Origin of the sequence: Dyella solisilvae (assembly GCF_003351225.1) — a bacterium.
Taxonomy (GTDB): Bacteria; Pseudomonadota; Gammaproteobacteria; order Xanthomonadales; family Rhodanobacteraceae; genus Dyella; species Dyella solisilvae.
On the sequence record NZ_QQSY01000008.1, the window covers coordinates 30860 to 51394 of the forward strand.

Annotated in this window: 18 protein-coding genes and 1 riboswitch; of the genes, 10 read left to right on the forward strand and 8 right to left on the reverse strand. The window is 66.2% G+C overall.

Annotation, left to right across the window (positions count from 1 at the left end; translation table 11 throughout):
* Positions 1-21: 21 nt before the first annotated feature.
* Positions 22-1377: a UDP-N-acetylmuramate:L-alanyl-gamma-D-glutamyl-meso-diaminopimelate ligase gene (mpl, locus tag DVT68_RS18965; protein ID WP_114826782.1), complete on the reverse strand. Its 1356-nt coding sequence runs from the start codon at positions 1375-1377 to the stop codon at positions 22-24.
* Between the two features lie 77 nt (positions 1378-1454).
* Entirely contained in the window at positions 1455-2039 is a 585-nt protein-coding gene (locus tag DVT68_RS18970) for an adenylate kinase (RefSeq protein WP_114826783.1), read from the reverse strand.
* A gap of 226 nt (positions 2040-2265) precedes the next feature.
* Between DVT68_RS18970 and DVT68_RS18975 the strand changes: the two genes are divergently transcribed.
* Together DVT68_RS18975 and DVT68_RS18980 are read left to right on the forward strand one after the other, a co-directional pair.
* Positions 2266-2703: a VOC family protein gene (locus DVT68_RS18975; protein ID WP_114826784.1), complete on the forward strand. Its 438-nt coding sequence runs from the start codon at positions 2266-2268 to the stop codon at positions 2701-2703.
* Positions 2700-3968 (forward strand): 6-phosphofructokinase, encoded by a 1269-nt coding sequence (locus DVT68_RS18980; protein WP_114826785.1) that lies wholly within the window; start codon positions 2700-2702, stop codon positions 3966-3968. The genes DVT68_RS18975 and DVT68_RS18980 overlap by 4 nt, the downstream gene beginning before the upstream one ends.
* A gap of 1 nt (position 3969) precedes the next feature.
* Here the strand turns inward: DVT68_RS18980 and DVT68_RS18985 are convergent, their stop codons facing one another.
* On the reverse strand, positions 3970-4737 hold the full coding sequence (locus DVT68_RS18985; protein ID WP_158543547.1) for an alpha/beta hydrolase: 768 nt from the start codon (positions 4735-4737) through the stop codon (positions 3970-3972).
* Positions 4738-4901: 164 nt separating this feature from the next.
* Between DVT68_RS18985 and DVT68_RS18990 the strand changes: the two genes are divergently transcribed.
* From DVT68_RS18990 to ppa, 4 genes are all read left to right on the forward strand, one after another.
* Entirely contained in the window at positions 4902-5318 is a 417-nt protein-coding gene (locus DVT68_RS18990) for an RcnB family protein (RefSeq protein ID WP_114826787.1), read from the forward strand.
* A 205-nt stretch (positions 5319-5523) separates the two neighbouring features.
* Complete coding sequence (locus tag DVT68_RS18995) at positions 5524-7572, forward strand: sodium-translocating pyrophosphatase (protein ID WP_114826837.1); 2049 nt, start codon at positions 5524-5526, stop codon at positions 7570-7572.
* A 520-nt stretch (positions 7573-8092) separates the two neighbouring features.
* Positions 8093-8839, forward strand: coding sequence for a 2OG-Fe(II) oxygenase (locus DVT68_RS19000; RefSeq protein WP_425477539.1), 747 nt, complete (start codon positions 8093-8095; stop codon positions 8837-8839).
* 129 nt (positions 8840-8968) lie between these two features.
* A complete protein-coding gene (ppa, locus tag DVT68_RS19005; RefSeq protein ID WP_114826789.1) occupies positions 8969-9508 on the forward strand; it encodes an inorganic diphosphatase in 540 nt (179 codons plus the stop codon).
* A 47-nt stretch (positions 9509-9555) separates the two neighbouring features.
* Here the strand turns inward: ppa and DVT68_RS20505 are convergent, their stop codons facing one another.
* From DVT68_RS20505 to DVT68_RS19015, 3 genes are all read right to left on the reverse strand, one after another.
* Positions 9556-9732 carry a hypothetical protein gene (locus DVT68_RS20505; RefSeq protein ID WP_158543548.1) on the reverse strand — a complete coding sequence of 59 codons (177 nt, stop codon included), beginning with the start codon at positions 9730-9732 and terminating at the stop codon, positions 9556-9558.
* Between the two features lie 371 nt (positions 9733-10103).
* On the reverse strand, positions 10104-11981 hold the full coding sequence (gene thiC, locus DVT68_RS19010; protein ID WP_114826790.1) for a phosphomethylpyrimidine synthase ThiC: 1878 nt from the start codon (positions 11979-11981) through the stop codon (positions 10104-10106).
* 137 nt (positions 11982-12118) lie between these two features.
* Positions 12119-12213: riboswitch (TPP riboswitch) on the reverse strand.
* Between the two features lie 69 nt (positions 12214-12282).
* Positions 12283-12933, reverse strand: a complete 651-nt coding sequence (locus DVT68_RS19015; protein WP_114826791.1) for a TetR/AcrR family transcriptional regulator — start codon at positions 12931-12933, stop codon at positions 12283-12285.
* A 105-nt stretch (positions 12934-13038) separates the two neighbouring features.
* Here DVT68_RS19015 and DVT68_RS19020 point away from each other — a divergent pair, with 105 nt between their 5' ends.
* The 3 genes from DVT68_RS19020 (at position 13039) to DVT68_RS19030 (ending at position 15553) form a co-directional block, all read left to right on the forward strand.
* A complete protein-coding gene (locus tag DVT68_RS19020; protein WP_114826792.1) occupies positions 13039-13374 on the forward strand; it encodes a hypothetical protein in 336 nt (111 codons plus the stop codon).
* Between the two features lie 163 nt (positions 13375-13537).
* The gene (locus tag DVT68_RS19025; RefSeq protein WP_114826793.1) at positions 13538-14197 is read left to right on the forward strand and encodes a protein-L-isoaspartate O-methyltransferase family protein; all 660 of its coding nucleotides are present in this window, start codon (positions 13538-13540) and stop codon (positions 14195-14197) included.
* 27 nt (positions 14198-14224) lie between these two features.
* Positions 14225-15553 carry a TolC family outer membrane protein gene (locus tag DVT68_RS19030; protein ID WP_114826794.1) on the forward strand — a complete coding sequence of 443 codons (1329 nt, stop codon included), beginning with the start codon at positions 14225-14227 and terminating at the stop codon, positions 15551-15553.
* Positions 15554-15635: 82 nt separating this feature from the next.
* Here the strand turns inward: DVT68_RS19030 and waaA are convergent, their stop codons facing one another.
* Positions 15636-16901, reverse strand: a complete 1266-nt coding sequence (gene waaA / locus DVT68_RS19035) for a lipid IV(A) 3-deoxy-D-manno-octulosonic acid transferase (protein ID WP_114826795.1) — start codon at positions 16899-16901, stop codon at positions 15636-15638.
* A gap of 139 nt (positions 16902-17040) precedes the next feature.
* Here waaA and lpxL point away from each other — a divergent pair, with 139 nt between their 5' ends.
* Positions 17041-17958 (forward strand): LpxL/LpxP family Kdo(2)-lipid IV(A) lauroyl/palmitoleoyl acyltransferase, encoded by a 918-nt coding sequence (gene lpxL / locus DVT68_RS19040; RefSeq protein WP_425477538.1) that lies wholly within the window; start codon positions 17041-17043, stop codon positions 17956-17958.
* Positions 17959-18047: 89 nt separating this feature from the next.
* Here lpxL and DVT68_RS19045 read toward each other — a convergent pair whose 3' ends face one another.
* On the reverse strand, positions 18048-20309 hold the full coding sequence (locus tag DVT68_RS19045; RefSeq protein WP_114826797.1) for a S53 family peptidase: 2262 nt from the start codon (positions 20307-20309) through the stop codon (positions 18048-18050).
* Positions 20310-20535 lie beyond the last annotated feature (226 nt).

Below are 20535 nucleotides of genomic sequence, written 5' to 3' on the forward strand. Positions count from 1 at the left end.
TGCTCCAGCCATCCGATCAGGTCAGGCCTTGAGGGCCGCCGCGAAGCGACGCGGCGCCCCTTCGAAGCCGCCGTTCGACATGAACACCACATGGTCGCCCGAACGCACCTGCGAACGCAGCGCGGCGATCAGCGCATCCACGCTGGACGCCGTGCTGCCACGGCCCCCGAGCGCATCGGTGACGCGGCTGGCGTCCCACGCCAATTCAGGGCGATGCAGGAACACCACCGCGTCGGCATCCGCCAAGGATGGCGCCAGCGCTTCGGCGTGGGCGCCCAGGCGCATCGAATTGGAACGCGGCTCCAGCGCCACCACGATACGCGAGCGGCCCACCTTGGCGCGCAGTCCGGCCAGGGTGGTGGCGATCGCGGTGGGATGGTGCGCGAAGTCGTCATACACATGCACGCCGTCCACTTCGCCCACCACTTCCATGCGGCGCTTCACGCCCTGGAAGCTGGCGAAGGCCGGCAGCAGCGCACGCGGATCCGCGCCCGCCGCCGTCGCGGCCGCCAACGCGGCCAGCGCATTCATCACGCTGTGCATGCCCAGCAGCGACCAGTGGATCTCGCCGATCCGTTCGCCAGCGCGATGCACGACGAAGGCCGAGCCATCGGCGGCCAGCAATTCGGCCTGCCAGTCGGCCTGGCCGATGCCAAAGGTTTCCACCGGCGTCCAGCAACCCATCGCCAGCACTTCGGCCAGATGGTGGTCGTGGGCATTGACGATCAGCCGTCCATTGCCCGGCACCGTGCGCACCAGGTGATGGAACTGCCGCTGGATCGCCGCCACGTCGGGGAAGATGTCTGCGTGGTCGTATTCGAGGTTGTTGAGGATGGCGATGCGCGGACGGTAGTGCACGAACTTCGAGCGCTTGTCGAAGAACGCGCTGTCGTATTCATCCGCTTCCAGCACGAACGGCTTGCCGCTACCCACGCGGGCGGACACATCGAAATTGCCCGGCACGCCGCCGATCAGGAAGCCAGGCGCCATGCCCGCGCTTTCCAGCAAGTGCGCCAGCAGGCTCGTTGTCGTGGTCTTGCCGTGCGTGCCCGCCACCGCCAGCACTTCGCGGCCGGGCAGCAACGTGTCGCCCAGCCACTGCGGCCCGGAGACGTAGCGCAACTGCTCGTTGAGCATGTACTCCACGGCGGGGTTGCCGCGCGTCATCGCGTTGCCGACCACCACCAGGTCCGGCGCCGGCTGCAGATGGCCGGCCTGGTAGCCGTCCATCAGGCGAATACCGAGCGACTCCAGCTGGGTGCTCATCGGGGGATAGACGTTGGCGTCGGAACCTTCGACGGTGAGCCCGAGCTCGCGCGCCAATGCGGCGACGCCGCCCATGAAGGTGCCGCAGATGCCGAGGATATGCAGACGCATGCTAGACCTGTTCGTTGAAGCCGGGCGCGCGACCGCGCCCCTGAAACCATCGGGCCGCCTTGCGGCGGCCCGGAAGATCAACCGTTGGCGGCGGCCGACTCGGCGGCCAGCGCGCGCTTCACGCGGGCGGTGACCTCGTCGAGCTCGCCCACGCCGTCGACCACCTGCAGCTTGCCGCGGCGGGCGAAGAAATCGGCCACCGGCGCCGTTTGCTCGGCGTAAACCTTCAGGCGGTCGCGCACCACCACCGGGTCATCGTCCTTGCGGTGCTCGGCGGCGAAGCGGATCTCGCAGCGGGCGATGATCGCCTCGTTCGGCACCTCGAGCTTGACCACTGCATCCAGCGGCTGGCCGATCTTGGCCAGCAGGTGGTCCATGGCGTCGGCCTGGGCCAGGTTGCGCGGGTAGCCGTCGAGGATGAAGCCATTCTTGACGTCGTCCTGCGACAGACGCTCTTCCAGCATGGCCAGCAGGATGTCGTCGGATACCAGCTTGCCCGCATCCATCACGGCCTTGGCCTTCAGGCCGGTGGGAGTACCGGCGGCGACCGCGGCGCGCAGCATGTCGCCGGTCGAAATGTGCGGCACGCTGAGTTCCGTCTTCAGGCGCGTGGCCTGGGTGCCTTTGCCCGAACCGGGCGGACCAAGTAGGACGAGTCGCATAGTGCTCCAAGGTGTCCCCGGGCCACCGCACGCTGCGGGCCCGTGGAATGCAGGAAAATTGGCGTCCAACTTAGCTTCTGCGGCCGTCGTCGTCAAACGACGGGGTCGCCAAGGCAGCGCCAACCCGTTGTTGTAAAACGGGTTCGCACTGACACAGGACAGTCATGAAGCGTGCCCGGCGAGGCTGGACTAAGCTCCGGAAATGCTGCGGCGGAGGGAATTGACCATGACAGCTCCACGGATCCATATCGTCACGCTCGGCGTCAGCGACCTGGCGCGGTCGTGGCGCTTCTACCAGGCCCTCGGCTGGGAGACCTCGCCCGCCAGCAACGAGAACATCGTCTTTCTCAAGGGCGGCAGCACGGTGCTGGCGCTCTACAGCCGCTCAGCGCTGGCCGAGGATGCGCTGACCAAAGACACGCCGACCGGCTTCGCCGCTGTCACCCTGGCGCGCAACGCAAGCTCCCGCGCGGAAGTCGACGAGTGGTTCGCGCAAGCCCTCGCTGCAGGCGCACGCGCGGTGAAGCCGCCGCAGGAGGCGTTCTGGGGTGGCTACTCGGGTTACCTTGCCGATCCGGACGAACACCTGTGGGAGTTCACATTCAATCCGTACTTCGTGTTTGATGAACACGGCAACCTCGCCCTCCCGGACGGAAACCCATGAAGTCGAATACCAAGCCCCACGGCCGTCTTCTCTATGCCCAGTCCGGCGGCGTCACCGCCGTGATCAACGCCACCGCGGCGGGGGTGATCGAAGCGGCCCGCGCCAAGGGCGTGCCGGTGTTTGCGGCGCGCAACGGCATCCTCGGCGCCCTGCGCGAGGACTTGATCGATACCTCCAAGGAAACCAAGGCCGCCATCGCGGCGCTGCGCCACACCCCGGGCGGCGCGTTCGGGTCCTGCCGCTACAAGCTGAAATCGCTCGACGCGAACCGCGCCGAATACGAGCGCCTGATCGATGTGTTTCGCGCGCACGACATCCGCTGGTTCCTCTACAACGGCGGCAACGATTCGGCCGACACGGCGCTGAAGATTTCGCAGCTGGGCAAGGCGATGGGCTACGACATCCGCTGCATCGGCGTGCCCAAGACGGTGGACAACGACCTGGCCGTCACCGACTGCTGCCCGGGCTTCGGTTCGGTGGCCAAGTACACCGCGGTCTCCACGCTGGAGGCGAGCCTGGACGTCGCGTCGATGGCCGACACCTCCACCAAGGTATTCATCGTGGAAGTGATGGGCCGCCATGCCGGCTGGATCGCCGCGGCCGCCGGCCTCGCCGGCGAAGGCGCGGATGCGCCGCCTCACCTCATCCTGTTTCCTGAGCGCGTGTTCGACGAGGCTGCGTTCCTGGCCAAGGTGAAGGCGACGGTGGAACGCGTCGGCTGGTGCACGGTGGTCGCCTCCGAGGGCATCCGCAATGCCGAAGGCCAGTTCCTGGCGGAAGCCGGCACGCGCGACGCGTTCGGCCATAGCCAGCTCGGCGGCGTGGCGCCCGTGCTGGCCGCGCTGGTGAAGGAGAAGCTCGGCTACAAGTACCACTGGGCCCTGCCCGACTACCTGCAGCGCTCGGCGCGGCACCTCGCATCGAAGACCGACGCCGACCAGGCCTATGCCGTGGGCAAGGCCGCCGTCGAGTACGCACTGGCCGGCATGAATGCGGTGATGCCGGTGATCGTGCGCACCAGCGATGCACCGTATCGCTGGAAGATTGATCCGGCGCCACTGGCCAAGATCGCCAATCGCGAAAAGAAGATGCCCGCCAGTTTCCTCACCCGCGACGGCTTCGGCATCACCGCCGCGGCGCGCCGTTACCTGGCGCCGCTGATCCAGGGCGAGGCGCCGCTGCCGTACAGCAAGAACGGGCTGCCGCAGTACGTGGCGCTCAAGAACACCGCTGTGGCGCGCAAGCTCGAGCCTTTCGCGCGCTGAATCAATGCAGGAAGCGCTCCAGGCTCACGCGGTAATCCGCGAAGTCCTGGATGGTGTTGTGGCCGGCGTCGGCCACCACTTGCTGCGCCGGTCGCTGACCAAACGCGGCGATGAGCGCGTCGGTGCGCGCGGCCGGGATCACCTCGTCATGTTCCGCCCGAATCACCAGCACCGGGCTGCTGATCGCGGCGGCATGGCGCCAGGATTCGAAGCGCTCGCGCATCAGCAGGTTCACCGGCGCCCACGGGTAGTACCCGGCCGCCACGCGCACCAGGCTGTCGAACGGGGTAACCAGCACAAGCCGTTCAACCGGGCGTTGCGCCGCCAACTGCACGGCCACGCCGCTGCCCAGGCTGCGACCTAGCACGGCGACGGCGGTGTGGCTGGGCGCCACCTTGTCGAACAGCGCGATCGCATCACCCACCAGCGCCGCCTCGCTCGGCTTGCCGTCGCTGGCGCCGAAGCCGCGATAGGGCAGCAGGTAGATGGTGCGGTCGGGCAGCCAGCGCGCCAGTTCCTCGCGCGAGTCTTCGATGCGCTCGGCATTGCCTCCGAAATACAGCAACGCCCTCGGCTTGCCCGGATTCATCACCCAGCCGCGCAGGTGCACGCCATCGCGCACCAGCTCGAAATCCGGCGGCTGCCGCACCAGCCAGCTCGGCTCCGGCTGGTAGACCAACGACCGCTGGCCGAAGTACAGCGAGGCGCAGATGCCGCCGTAGACGAGCACGGCCAGCACCGCGAGCACCACCATCGTCCGTACGAACATGCGCCCTCCCGCCCGTCGGCCTGAACGCCGGTTATGTGCTGCATGAGCCATAGCTGAAAGCTCCCACGCCGGCGCAAGGAAATCCATCTCGCCGTTCAGACGCAGATTTCTACGATGCGATCGCCTGGCCACCGATGCGTGGCCGGCTTACCAAGGAGGAAGCGATGAAAGCCCTTTCCAGCGTGCTCGTAGCCCTGGCCCTGCTTGCCGGCAGCGGCGCCGCCATGGCCGACTCGTGGGGTGATCACGACCGGGGGCACGACCGCGACGATCATCGCGACCGCGACGGCCGTCACGATCGGGATGGCTGGCGCGACGGCGACGGCTGGCGCCATGACCGCGACGGTGGCCACGACCGCCATGCCTATCTGGATCGCCGCTACTACAGCGACCGCGTCTACTACGACCACCCGCGCTGGGCGCGCGGCTACCGCTACGACGGCCCCATGGCCATCGTGAACGACTACGGCTACTACCGACTGGCGCCGCCGCCCTATGGCTATCGCTGGGTGCGCGCCGACAACAACTATCTGCTGGTCTCGATCGGCGACAACGTCATCCTGGACATGGTCATCCGCTGATCCACGCAAATCCGGGGGCTTCCAGGGGCGGCGCCAACAGGCGCCGCTTTTTTGTGACTTCATGCCGCAGTCCGTTGCGTCGCACAACACGACTGTCGTCAAGCTCTGCCTATACTCGCCCATGACCGCCCGCAAGGGCGGCCGCCGTGTCGGGGTGCCGGTGGCGGGTCCCGACGATGTGGTTTCCACCCATGGGGAGGCTCCGATGCTGCAGCAGTATGGCTTGTGGATCGTGCTGGCATGTGCGGTCCTGGCGGTTCTTTACGGCGCGCTGTCCGTGCGCTGGATCTTGGCAAAATCGCCGGGCAACGCACGTATGCAGGAGATCGCTTCCGCGATCCAGGAAGGCGCGAAGGCTTATCTCAATCGCCAGTACACCACCATCGGCGGCGTCGGCGTGGTGTTGTTCTTCATCATCGGTTTCGCGCTGGACTGGGGCACGGCGATCGGCTTCGCGATCGGCGCGGTGTTGTCCGGCGCCACCGGCTACATCGGCATGAACGTTTCGGTGCGCGCCAACGTGCGCACCGCCGAGGCGGCGCGTGGTGGACTGGCCAGCGCGCTCAACGTCGCCTTCCGCGGCGGCGCCATCACCGGCATGCTGGTGGTGGGCCTGGCCCTGATGGGCGTCACCGGCTACTACGTGGTGCTCGGCCGCATGGGCTACGAGACCATGCACGCCCTGCACGCCCTGGTGGGACTGGCCTTCGGCTCCTCGCTGATCTCCATCTTCGCGCGTCTGGGCGGGGGCATCTTCACCAAGGGCGCCGACGTGGGCGCGGATCTGGTGGGCAAGGTCGAAGCCGGCATTCCCGAGGACGACCCGCGCAACCCGGCGGTGATCGCGGACAACGTGGGCGACAACGTGGGCGATTGCGCCGGCATGGCCGCCGACCTGTTCGAGACCTATGCGGTGACCCTGATCGCCACCATGCTGCTGGGCGGCGTGATGGCTGAGCAGACCGGCAGCAACGGCGTGCTGTTTCCACTGGTGCTCGGCGGCGCCTCGATCGTCGCTTCGGTGATCGGCACCTTCTTCGTGAAGGCGCGCGGCCCGAAGATCATGAATGCGCTGTACGCCGGCGTGGCCGTTTCGGCCGTGCTGGCCGCGATCGCCTTCTGGCCGATCACCAGCCAGTTGATGGGCGATTCGTCCTACGGCGTGGGCCACTTGTATGGCAGCGCGCTGATCGGGCTGGTGCTCACCGGCGCCATGGTGGTGATCACCGAGTACTACACCGCCACTGAATATGCGCCGGTGCAGCACGTGGCAAAAGCGTCGACCACCGGCCACGCCACCAACATCATCGCGGGCATCGGCGTGTCGATGAAATCCACCGCGCTGCCGGTGCTGGCCGTATGCGCGGCGATCTGGACCGCCTACCAGTTGGCCGGTCTGTACGGCATCGCCATTGCGGCCACCGCCATGCTGAGCATGACCGGCATGATCGTGGCGCTGGACGCCTATGGCCCGATCACCGACAACGCCGGCGGCATCGCCGAGATGGCCGAGCTGCCGCCGGAAGTGCGTGGCGTCACCGACCCGCTGGATGCGGTGGGCAACACCACCAAGGCGGTGACCAAGGGCTATGCCATCGGCTCGGCCGGCCTGGCTGCGCTGGTGCTGTTCGCCGACTACACGCACAACCTCACCAAGCACCTCAGCATCGACGACTTCCGCTTCGACCTGTCCAATCCGTACGTGATCATCGGCTTGCTGATCGGCGGCCTGATCCCGTACCTGTTTGGCGCCATGGCGATGGAAGCGGTGGGCCGCTCGGCCGGCGCGGTGGTGGAGGAAGTGCGCCGCCAGTTCCGCGAGATCAACGGCATCATGGAAGGCACCACCAAGCCCGACTACTCGCGTGCGGTGGACCTGCTCACCAAGTCGGCGATCCGCGAGATGCTGATCCCCTCGCTGCTGCCGGTGCTGGTGCCGGTGGTGGTGGTGTTCGGCTTCAAGTGGCTGGGCGGCGCCGAAGCCGGCGCGCAGGCGCTGGGCGGCGTGCTGATCGGCACCATCGTCACCGGCCTGTTCGTCGCCATCTCGATGACCACCGGCGGCGGCGCCTGGGACAACGCCAAGAAGTACATCGAGGACGATCACTTCGGCGGCAAGGGCTCCGATGCGCACAAGGCGGCGGTGACCGGTGACACCGTGGGCGATCCCTACAAGGACACCGCGGGTCCGGCGGTGAATCCGCTGATCAAGATCATCAACATCGTGGCCTTGTTACTCATACCTCTGCTGTAACCGCGACGCGCCCGGTCGCCGATCGGTGATCGGGCGAACCCGCCCGGCACGTTCGCCCCCTCTCCCCTCCGGGGAGAGGGTTGGGGCATTGCCACCTTTACGGTGGAGAGGGGCCAATCTTGCGACTGGCCATCTTCGAAGCGAGCTTTGTAGCAACCTTTTCGCGAGCACCCACCCCTCGCCTCAGTCCTCTCCCCAAAGGGGAGAGGAAGCTAAAGCGCGCGCTTACACACTCACCGCACACCCGCTGCAAAGCGCCCTCGCCTTCCATCTCCACGAGCTGATGACAGCATCAACGTGACTCTCTGGTCGCGCGCGTTGCCGCATGTCCAGCCGAGGCGCCAAGCCCACCTCCACCCACGTCACATGTCGCGCCTCCGCTCCGCGCGTAAGATGGGCAGCCAAGCCCCCGGTCCACCGATCGAGCCGCATGAAAGACCACACGATTCGTCCCGAACTGCGCGAATGGATCCTCGCCACCGCCCGCTCCGGTTACGGCCCGGGCGACCTGCTTCGATTGATGCGCGATGCCGGCTACGGCGGCGAACAGAGCAAGCAGATCCTCGCCCGCGTGCTGAACATGCCGACGGCGGCCTTCGCGGCGGCGGTCAAGCAGTCGGCCCAGACCTGCCGCACTCGCCACCCCGCCGCGCCACAGCAGGTGGTGGACGGCCATACCGTACGCGTCAGCCTCGCCACCGAGGCGCCGGTGATCCGCCTGCTCGAGGGGTTGCTCACGCCGGAGGAATGCGATGCGCTGATCGGCGAGGCGCAACCCCGCCTGCAGCGCTCGCTCACCGTGGATGTCGACGGCCAGCACCAGACCGACCAGCGCCGCACCAGCCTGGGCATGTTCTTCACGATCGGCGAGACGCCGCTGGTGCAGCGCATCGAGCAGCGGATCTCCCGTCTGCTGGACATCCCGGTCACCCATGGCGAGGGCCTGCAGATCCTGCATTACCTGCCGGGACAGGAATACGAGCCGCATTTCGACTGGTTCGACCCTACCCAGCCCGGTTTTGGCGCCGTCACCGCGCGTGGCGGGCAGCGCATCGCCAGCGTGGTGATGTACCTCAATACCCCCGAGGAAGGTGGCGGCACCGGCTTCCCGGCCATCGGACTGACCGTCACCGCCATGCGTGGTTCAGCCGTCTATTTCGCCTACGACAGCGGCGACCAGGCCTCGTTGCACGCCGGCCTGCCCGTGCTCAAGGGCGAAAAATGGATTGCCACCAAGTGGTTGCGCGAACGGCCCTATCAGACCTGAGCACCCCGCCAGTCCCCCACCAAGACTGAACTGCGGCCCCGGGGTGGGCCGGACGCTGCTGCGATGCACCAGCGTTTTGCCGTATCCTTGCGGGTCTTTGTTCTTGCCTACGCTCTCAAGGAAAGCCCCATGGGTCTGCATCTCGTTAAAGCCGGCCGCAAGGTTCCGGACGAAATCAACGTCATCATCGAAATCCCCAAGGACGCCGAGCCCGTCAAGTACGAGGTGGAGAAGGAAAGCGGCGCGATCTTCGTCGACCGCATCCTGTCCACCCCGATGCGCTACCCGTGCAACTACGGCTATGTGCCGGGCACGCTGGGCGGCGATGGCGATCCGCTGGACGCGCTGGTGATCCTGCCGCTGCCGCTGGTGCCGGGCTCGGTGATCCGTTGCCATCCGGTCGGCATGCTGAAGATGACCGACGAAGCCGGCAGCGACGAGAAGCTGGTGGTGGTGCCGGTGGAGAAGATCTTCGCCGGCTACGCGCACATCAAGGACATCAAGCAGGTGTCCGGCCACTGGCTGGAGCGCATCGGCCACTTCTTCGAGCACTACAAGGATCTCGAGAAGGGCAAGTGGGTGAAGGTGGAAGGCTGGGTCGGCGCCGACGAGGCGAAGGCCGAGATCCTCGGCGGCATCGAGCGTTACGAGGCCGACCAGAAGGCCTGATCGACTCCGATCCGGGCGCGTCGCTCCCAGCGGGCGACGCGCCTTTTTTATGCCTGGCTTTCCACTACCGGCGGCGCATGCGCGCCAGCCATCGACTGGTACGTATCGGACGCGGTGTACCACCACATCAGCGCGCACACCATCAGCACCAGGATGGACAGCGCGATCAGCACGACACGCAGGATCACATGGCCCTCGCGGGCCGCATGGCTCGACACCGGCATGATGCCTCTCCCGTTGACGACAGATGCCTTCCATAACGCGGCAGGCGCCGAGTGGCTGACTCGGTGCTTCACCGGCCCGCCAAGGTCGCCCGCTCGTCAGGCTGCATCGCAAAATCCTCCGCAAGCGCCGTTTCCGTCATGGCGCTGCGCCAAGCGAACGTAAGCGTGGGTGCGCGAAACGCAGGTGAAAAAAGCCATCGCAGGCACGTCCCCCGCCATGGTCGCTGGATCATGTATTGGACTGGCAGTGCGCTGAGTGGGCGGCTGCCGAGCGACGTGGTGACTAGCTGGCGGGACTTTCGCGCACTGAGTGCGCTGTTACAGGTGAGTCATGGCGTTCCGGCGAGAGATTCGCCGGAACGCCCGGTGGATCAGGCCTTGTGGTAGACCTCGGAGCCTTCCGCACGGAACTGCGCCGCCTTCTCCGCCATGCCCTCTTCCAGCGCCTGCTCTTCACCCGTGCCGTGCTCGGCCGCGTAGTCGCGCACGTCCTGGGTGATCTTCATCGAGCAGAACTTCGGACCGCACATGGAGCAGAAGTGCGCGCTCTTGTGCGCGTCCTTCGGCAGCGTCTCGTCGTGGAATTCCTGCGCCTTCTCCGGATCAAGACCGAGGTTGAACTGGTCTTCCCAGCGGAACTCGAAGCGCGCCTTGGACAGCGCGTTGTCACGCACCTGCGCGCCCGGATGGCCCTTGGCCAGATCCGCCGCGTGCGCGGCGATCTTGTAGGCGATGATGCCGTCGCGCACGTCCTGCTTGTTGGGCAGGCCCAGGTGCTCCTTCGGCGTCACGTAGCAGAGCATGGCGGTGCCGAACCAGCCGATCATCGCCGCGCCGATGGCGGAGGTGATGTGGTCGTAGCCCGGCGCGATGTCGGTGGTCAACGGCCCCAGCGTGTAGAACGGCGCCTCGTGGCACTTCTCCAACTGGCGGTCCATGTTCTCCTTGATGAGCTGCATGGGCACATGGCCGGGGCCTTCGATCATCACCTGCACGTCGTGCTTCCACGCGATCTGGGTCAGCTCACCCAGCGTGTCCAGCTCACCGAACTGCGCAGCGTCGTTCGCGTCGGCAATGCAGCCGGGGCGCAGGCCGTCGCCGAGACTGAAGGACACGTCGTACGCCTTCATGATCTCGCAGATCTCTTCGAAATGCGTGTAGAGGAAGTTTTCCTTGTGGTGCGCCAGGCACCACTTGGCCATGATCGAGCCGCCGCGCGAGACGATGCCGGTGACGCGCTTGGCGGTCAGCGGCACGAAGCGCAGCAGCACGCCGGCGTGGATGGTGAAGTAGTCCACGCCCTGCTCGGCCTGCTCGATCAGCGTGTCGCGGAAGATCTCCCAGGTGAGGTTCTCGGCCACGCCATCGACCTTCTCCAGCGCCTGGTAGATCGGCACCGTGCCGATCGGCACCGGCGAGTTGCGGATGATCCACTCGCGCGTCTCGTGGATGTGCTTGCCGGTGGAAAGATCCATCACCGTGTCGCCGCCCCAGCGGATCGACCACACCAGCTTCTCCACTTCCTCGGCGATGCCCGAGGACACGGCGGAGTTGCCGATATTCGCGTTGATCTTGGTGAGGAAGTTGCGGCCGATGATCATCGGCTCCGCTTCCGGGTGGTTGATGTTGGCCGGAATGATGGCGCGGCCGCGCGCCACTTCATCGCGCACGAATTCCGGCGTGATCAGCTTCGGCAGGGCCGCGCCGAACGACTGGCCCGCGTGCTGGTTGAGCAACGCACTGCCGTGAAGGGCCTCGATGCGCTGGTTCTCACGGATGGCGATGTATTCCATCTCCGGCGTGATGATGCCTTGGCGCGCGTAGTGCATCTGGGTGACGTTGGCGCCGGCCTTGGCGCGACGCGGCGCATGGGTCGCGGTGAAGCGGAAGGCGTCGAGTTTCGGGTCGGTCGCGCGCTGGCGGCCGAAGGCGGAACTCAGGCCGCTCAGCTGCTCGGTGTCGCCGCGCTCGGCGATCCAGGCGGCGCGCAATGCCGGCAGGCCGGTGACCAGGTCCACCTTGTAGTCGGGGTCGGTGTACGGGCCGGAGGTGTCGTAGACGGTGATCGGCGGATTCGATTCGCCGCCGAACAGGGTCGGCGTCTGCGCCTGGCAGACTTCGCGCAGCGGCACCTTCAGGTCAGGACGGCTGCCCTGCACGTAAATCTTGCGCGACCCCGGGATCGGGCGCGTCACGGCTTCGGAGAGTTCCTGCGCGGCGCGCGCGAGGTCGGTGGGCAGGGCATTCATCAGCAGAGTCCGGTGGCGAAGCGATATCCCCGGGGGGACGGGCTTTTGTTGGGGAGTCCGCACCAAGGATGTGCGGGGTGTTGCGAATGGATTCGCAGACCAGCAACAGAAGCGACGGCGCCACACACACGGATCGGACCCCGTGCGGCGAAGCTCCCTACAGCGGTACTAGCCGCATCAGGTTCGAAGGGACTCTCTCAGCCGACTGTTGCCGGCACCCCCGCTTCAGGGCGTCTATTTGACCACGAAGCGGGGAGACTCGCGAGTATGGCCGCCGAGGGCGGCCCAGGACGGGCGCGGATCAGCGCGGCAGGTAGGCGCGCAGGAACATGTCCACGCCGTCGCGGGCGGTCTGCTCCAGCTCCGCGGTATAGGACTGGGCGCACTCCTCGCAGCCGAACATGCGGCGCAGGAGCATCTCGCCCTTGATCAGGGAAATGAACTGTCCCGCGGCGCGCGAGACGTTGGCGATGTCCAGCTTGCCCTCGTCAACCGCCTGTTGCAGCAGGCGTTTCATAAGCGCATTGCCACGCTCGGGACCCTCCTCCCACAGCAGCTTGCCGTACCGGGGGTTGCCCTGGCGGCAGTCGCTGAGGATGGCGCGGAAGGTACCGACGTTCTGTACGTCGCAGTCCAGGCGTACATGGTGCAGGGCGATGCGTTCCAGCGTCACGCGGATGTCTTCGCCGGCGACATACTGGTACGTATCTTCCGGCAGCAGGTCCTGGATGCGCGCGCGGATGACTTCGCGGAACAGGTTGTCCTTGTCACCGAAGTGGCTGTAGACGGTGAGCTTGGACACGCCCGCCTCGGCCGCGACGGCGTCCATGCTGGTGCCCGCGAAGGCATTGCGGATGAACAGGGCCTTGGCGGCCTCCAGGATCGCCGCACGCTTTTCCATGTCCTTGGGACGGCCGGGCCCCTGCGGCTTGGTCTGCGGGATCGAGCTCATGGCAACACCTTCAAGAATGGCTTTTGGCTTCACAAACGAATAACACGCGTTTAGTATACGCGACGGTTTAGTTATTTTCCATGGCCACGATACACGGCTTCCCCCATGTCCACCACTATCGCAGAACTCAACCTCAGTCCGGCCTACCGCCTCGCCCAGCGCGCCGTCGCCTCCTGGCTCGAGCGAGCCGATGCAGACGCCCGCCAGCAGGCCTTCGCCACCCGCGCGGCCCTGTCTGGCCTGGACGCGACCGAGCGCGGCCGCCTGGCGCGCTGGCTGGCGTGGCTGGCGGTTGCGGCGATGAGCCGCGGCGCCGCCTCGCCGGGGGAACGCATCCGTCGTCTTGACGCATCCTTGCATCAGGCGATGCAAGATGCATTCGCGCGCCTGCCAGCCGGCATGCTCGCCATTTCTCCGCGAGTCCAGCGCCGTAGCGCTTGAGTGTCCGCGGACAGCGCGCCACGCATGACTTCCGTCAACCAAGCGCGATGACTTCCGGCACTTCGTGGTATCTCGACCAGGCCGCAGGCTTTGCACATTGTCGGAAACTGGCTAAGCGCTTATCCTTTTTAGCCTTTTTTCGATCCGAACAGGACGCAGCAAGATGGCGATGAACTTCGAACAGGCGCGACTCAACATGGTGGAGAACCAGGTGCGCCCCTGGGAGGTGCTGGATGCGCGCGTACTTGATGTGCTCGGCAGCGTGCGCCGCGAGGACTTCGTTGCCACAGAACATCGCAAGCTGGCCTTCGCCGACCTGTGCCTGCCGCTCGGCCATGGCGAGGTGATGATGAAGCCGGTGGTCGAGGGCCGCGTGCTGCAGGCGCTGGAACTCACCCCGACCGACCAGGTGCTGGAGATCGGCACGGGCTCGGGCTTCCTCACCGCTTGCCTGGCCAGGCTGTCTGCCGGCGTCACCAGCGTGGACATCCACGCCGATTTCATTGCGACGGCGGGCGAGCGCCTGGCCAAGGCCGGCATCGCCAACGTCAAGCTGGAGACCGGCGAAGCGGTGGCCGGCTGGCAGCCGAACGGCCTGTTCGACGCGATCGTGGTGTCCGGCGCGGTCTACCAGATCCCGCAACGCTTCCTTTCCTGGCTCAAGCCGGGTGGCCGCCTGCTGGTGGTCCGCGGCGAGTCACCGGTGCAGCAGGTGCTGCTGCTGACCCACGAGGGTAACGGCCGTTTCCGCGAAGAGGCGCTGTTCGAAACCGACCTGCCGTACCTCCAGCACGCCGAACCGCCGCGTCGCTTCGTTTTCTGACCCCATTCCCCAAACAAGAGGCAACCCATGCGCTTGAAGCTTCTGACCCTCGCCCTGGCCTTGTCGGCGCTACCGCTGGCCGGCCACAGCGAGGACTTGCTGGATGCATACCGAGAAGCCCGCGCCAATGATCCGGTGCTGTCGCAGGCGCAAGCCACCCGACTGGCCACCGGGGAAGGCGTCACCCAGGCGCGTGCGGTGATGCTGCCGCAGCTCAACGGCAGCTTCGGCGTGACGCAGCAGTCCACCGGCGCCAACCTTGCCAACGGCACCATTCAGGGTCAGGGGCATTCGCGTACGCGTTCGCTGTCCGCCACCCTGGATCAGTCCATCGTTGACCTGAGCCAGTGGGCCAACCTGTCGGCCGCCCGTTCGCAGGCGTCGTCGCAGGACGCCACCTACGATGCGGCGCTGCAGGCGCTGTACGTACGCGTCACCACGGCCTATTTCGGCGTACTCACCAGCCAGGACGCGCTCGTGTTCTCCAAGGCCAACGAGGATGCCTTCAAGGAGGCCTATGACCAAGCCGACCAGCGCTTCAAGGTGGGCCTCTCGGCGGTGACCGACGTCTATCAGGCGAAGTCCTACTACGAGCTGGCCAAGGCGCAGACCATCGCCGCGCAGAACACGCTCAACGACGCCAAGGAAGCGCTCACCCAGATCACCGGCAAGCCGGTGACCGATCTGAAGAAGCTGCGCGAGGACCTGCCGCTGACGCCGCCGAACCCGGCCGATCCGGACGCCTGGGTGCAGTCCGCGCTCAAGACCAACGCCACCATCCAGGCCAACCAGTACAACGTGGAAGCGGCCGAGCACAGCATCGATTCGGCACGCGCCGGCCACCTGCCGACGCTCAGCGCCTCGGTGTCGCGCGGCAAGGACACCACCTGGCTGGAACAGGGCAGCGCCGATGTGCGCGGCAACGGCGCCTACGGCACCACGATCGGCCTGCAGGTGAACATTCCGATCTTCTCGGGCGGCGCCACCCAGTCGAGGGTGCGCCAGTCGATCTACCAGCGCGACGAGGCCCAGGATTCGCTGGAATCCACCCGCCGCCAGGTCGTGCGCGACACTCTCAACTTCTACCGCTCGGTGCTCTCGGGCATCAGCCAGGTGGAAGCGAACAAGGCCTCGGTGGAATCGGGCCAGAAGGCGCTGGAAGCCACCCGCGCCGGCTTCGACGTGGGCACCCAGACCATGCTGAACGTGCTCAACGCGATTCAGACCCTGACCCAGGCCGAGAGCAGCTACTCGCAGTCGCGCCACGCGTTGGTGCTGGACGAGCTGGAGCTCAAGCAGTCGGCAGGTTCGATTGACCTGAAGGACATGGAGATGGTCAACGCGATGCTGCAGTAAGCCGCCGCGCCGCCAACCATGCACAGACGCAAAGGCCGGGCTTGTCCCGGCCTTTGTCGTCATGGCGCCGACGAATGGACGTCTATTCCTGCAGCAGCGCGTCGATCATGCCCATCACGCGCTGGACCGCGCCGCGCTCGCTGTCGAACACGATGCGCGCGGCGGCGCCCATGTGCTCGCACATGGGCTGGTCGCGCAGCAACTGCGAGACCACCGGCGCCAGCTCCTCGGCGGTGTGCACGCGAACGGCGCCGCCCTCCTGGATCAGGGTGAGGGTGATTTCCTCGAAATTGAATGTATGCGGCCCCACCAGCACCGGCGTGGACAGGGCCGCCGGCTCCAGCACGTTGTGCCCGCCGATCGGCACCAGGCTGCCGCCGACGAAGGCCAGGTCAGAGGCGGCGTAGAACGGCATCAGCTCGCCCATGGCGTCGATCACGAACACCTTGTGCACTGCCGACGGAACCCGGTCGCCGCTGCGCGTGCCGACCGTGAAGCCCAGGCTGCGCGCGGAGTTCTCCACCAGCTTGAAGCGCTCCGGATGGCGGGGGGCGATCAGCAGCAGCGCGTCCGGCCAGCGCTTGAGCACCTCCAGGTGCGCTTCGAGCACAGGCAGTTCCTCGCCCTCGTGCGTGCTGCCGGCGATCCACACCGGTCGCAACGGCCCCCACTGCCGGCGCAGCTCCTCACCCTTGAGCTCGGCGTCGTACGGCACCGGCATATCGAACTTGAGGTTGCCGGTGACGACGATCTTCTCTGCGCTCGCGCCCAGCACCCGATAGCGCGCCGCATCGGTGCGCGACTGCGCCGCGATCTGCCGCACGCAGCCCAGCGCGCGCGCCACCAGCTTGCCCATCGGCTTGTAGCCGCGCAGCGAGCGCTCGGAGAGGCGCGCGTTGACGATCATCAGCGGAATGCCGCGCTTGCGGCATGCGAAGTACAGGTTCAGCCAGATCTCGGTCTCGACGATCACCGCCAGCCGCGGCCGCACGAGTCGCAGGAAGCGCCTCACCGCAAACGGCAGGTCGTACGGCAGGTAGACGTGGAAAACGCTGTCACCGAACAACTGGCGCACGCGCTCGGATCCCGTGGGCGTCACCGTGGTGACCACCATCGGCGCATTGGGGTAGTCGCGTTGCAGCGCCTTGATCAGCGGCTCGGCCGCATTGACCTCCCCCACCGACACCGCATGCACCCACAGGCTGCCGCTGAACCCGGGCGGGGTAAAGAAGCCAAAGCGCTCGCGCCAGCGCTTGCGGTAGTCGCGAAAGCGCACGCCACGCGCAAACAGCCGCAGCAGGAACAGCGGCGTCACCAGGTACACGACGAGGGTATAGAGGAAGCGCAACGGCAGGCCCTTGGTTATGGTGCGTCAGTATATCGGCTCGCGCCCGAGCACCCGGGGCATGGTCCCGGTGCGGCAACGCGGCTCGCGGCGCGGCTCGCCTCGGTTTGGCTTGTTCCTTACAATGCGCGCAATGCCTGGCATGTCCCGCCCCGCGCTCCCGCGCTCCCTGCTTGCACCCCAACACTGGCCCGCCTGGGTCGGCGCTGGCGTGGTGTGGCTGATCGCGCGCCTGCCGCGGCCATGGCTGCTTGGCCTTGGGAGGCTGCTGGGGCGGCTGGTGCAGCACGTACCCTCGCCGCGGCGCCAGATCGCCGAAGCCAACATCGCGCTGTGCTTTCCCGAGCTGTCGAAGGCCGAGCAGGCCGCGCTGGCCAACGCGCATCTGCGCGACATCGGCATGATGATGGTGGAATTCGCTCTAGGCTGGTTGGGCAGCGAACGGGCGATCGCCAATGTGCCGGTCCAGGTCGAGGGCCTGGAACATCTGGAAGCGGCCCGCGCCCAGGGAAAGGGCGTGCTGCTCGTGGGCGGCCACTTCTCCCACCTGGAATTGTGTGCGCGGCTGGTCTCGCAGCGTATCCGCATCTCCGGCATGTACCGGAGGATGGATTCGGCGGTGTTCGAGTGGGTGGTGCTGCGCGCGCGACTTGACTACGCCGAGGCGATGTTCGACAAGGACGACATCCGCGGCACGGTGAAGCATCTGCGCAGCGGCGGCACGCTGTGGTACGCGCCCGACCAGGACATGCGCAGCAAGGACAGCGTGTTCGTGCCGTTCTTCGGCGTGCCGGCGGCCACCATCACCGCGACCCATCATCTGGCGCGGATGTCCGGCGCGCTGGTGATCCCCTTCCACCACCGCCGCCTGCCCGGCAACGCGGGCTATGCCATGCGCCTGGGCGCGCCGCTGGAAGCATTCCCCAGCACCGACGTGCTCAACGATACCGCGCGCGTCAACGTGTGCATCGAAGACATGGTGCGCGCCGCGCCCGAGCAATACCTGTGGGTGCACAAGCGCTTCAAGACGCGCCCTGAAGGCAGTCCCTCCATCTACTGATCGATCCCGCCGCCGACGACTACCCAGGACACGGTGGCCGTCAGCGAAAAGCATCCCCGGCAGGCGCCGGGGATGCTGTATGGCCAGGGTTACTGGACGTTGAGGTAGGCCTTCCATGCACCGAGCAGGTTCACTGCATTCACCGAGCCAAGGCCGGCGGCAAAGCTCCAGCCCGGGCGCGCCACATACGCTTCGGTGGTCGCGTCGTACGTGCTCAGGGAGGTGGACGTCAGGCCCTCCGTGACCCCATCGGCCAGCTGGCCGTAGAAGAAGCAGTCAGGCGTGGCCACATAAGGCATCTGCTGCACGCACTGCGTCGAGATGCTGCCGCGCGTGATGTTGTGGAACACGCACGCAGCCGACTTCTTCTTGTCGCTGTCCGCGCTGCAGACGTCCAGGCTTTCTGGCGCCTTCTTTTGCTGCGCGTTGCCGAACTCCTGGGCAGCCAGCGCATACAGCGCCGGAGCCGCGTTGCCCTGGTTGGCCGGCAGGCCCTTGGCCGCAAGGCCCTGGTCAATCAGCGCCTGGATGCCGGCGAACATCGGCGCCGACAGCGACGTGCCACCCTCGAGCGCAGTGTTGCCGGTGAAGTTCGGCGTGCAGGGCTCGTAGTACGTGCAGATGACCGCCCAGGTATAGCCACCGTAGGAGCCGCCGAACAGGGCCACATCCGGCACGTCGCGCGACTGGTCATTGGCCGCGTTGTAGACCAGCTTCTGCCATGCCGGCTTCGCATCCACCGATGAAGGACCGCCGCTGCCCGCCTCGGAGGTGAGGTAGATGCCGTAGGGATCCAGCTTCATGGAGAGCTGGCAGAAGGCAATGGTGTTGGCGAAGCCCAGCGACTTGGCCGCCACTTCGTTGCCGCACGACATGTTCCACGGAATCTCCGGCACGTATGACAGCGCCGAGCCGTACACCGAATTGATGGTCGGACTGAAGTACGACGAGGTGGTGCCATCGAGAATGTCGGCCGTATCCGTGCCGCCAACCACCGTGTCGTTGGGCGAGGTGCCGAGGGAGTTTGCGTCAACGCCCGAACCGTAGATCACGTAGCCGTTGAAGCTCGGGTTGGAACCGGAGTCGCCACTCGATACGAACACCGAAATGCCTTCCGCATCGGCTTGGGCCCACATCGCGTCGATCGCCGTCTTGCTGGCGGCATCCGTGAAGCCCTCACCAAAGCCATAGCTGGCGCTGATGATGTTGGGCCGGCTGGCGCCATTGATCAGGTTGGTCGCCGCGGTGAACACGCCACCGAAGAAGTTGTTGGAGTTGGAGTCATCGCAACTGGCCAGCCAGACGTTGGCGCCCGGCGCCATCGCCGTGGACCATTCGGCGTCGAGCAGCGCCTCGACGTCGTCCTCCGGATAGTTGGCGGCCGGATCCATACAGTTGGTGAACCCTGTCGCCTGGGGCTGGAACTGTGTGAAGGTGCCGCCATAGCCGCCCAACCCGAACTGGCTCACGAAATTGCTCCAGTCGGACGGCTGCATCGAGTTGTCCTCAACCAGGGCAATCGTGATGCCGCTGCCGGTGATACCGGCCGCGTACAGCTGATCGGTGCCGTACATCTTGCTCATGTCGTAGGGCACGAGGCCACGCGACCCACTGGCGTAAACCGCCATGGGATTGGCGCCCGCAGAGGAATTCGCATCCTCCTTGAGCTTGAACTTCTGCGTGGCGGCGCTGAACTGCCCGATCTTCTTCGCCTGGTGTTGCGGCTGCGGATGAATGTCGTTGAGACCGGCCACGCCCACCACGACGCTCTGCAACGCCGACGGCACGCTGATGTCGGTGGCGTTGGCGATGTGCGTGGTCTTGTTGATCGTGTAACGGTTCATCGACGTATGGAACGCACGCTTGACCTGCCCGGCATTGCCACTGAAGTCGATCTGCAGCTTGTTCGGATAGACGCCGTTCACCGTGAAGCCCTGCGAAGCGAGCCAGGCCTTGGTGGCGGCGATATCGGCGTCGGCCACGCCGAAGGTCTGGCCGAACTGATCGGGCGTCACCCACTGGTGGAACTTCGCTGACTTCGGATCATGCTGGGCGGCGATCAGCGCATTCAGCGCCGCCTTCCGCTGCGCACTGGGCTGCAGGATGAGGTGCATGTGGTTCATGGGCGTGGCGTCGTCCACGCTCTGGGTGGGAGTGGAGCGCTCGACGATCGCCAGATGGGTTCGCTGCAGTGTCGACACCGCATGGTTGTCGACGGTCTGCGTCACTCGTGGAGCTTCGGCCGTATTGAGATCGGCCAGTGCAACATTGTTTTGCGCCGCCGCTACGGCCGGCAGTCCTGCAAGGGCCAGGGAAATGGCCACGCTCAGGTACAGGTGCTCGCTTTTCATGAAACGTCTCCTTGAATAGGTCCGTTGAAAACAAGCAAGTTCCCCCTGTGTTGGTTACCGCCACCGCATGAATCCGCCTGCCCTCCTTTCCGACTCGCGTTGTTGAAAGACAAAGCGCGTCTGTAGCGCCATCGCCTCGATGGCACGCGCGTTTCCACTGAAATGAAATCAACCCTCGACTCGTGGCGACAGGCAGCCAACAACGCCTGTTCGCGATGCGCCCTAC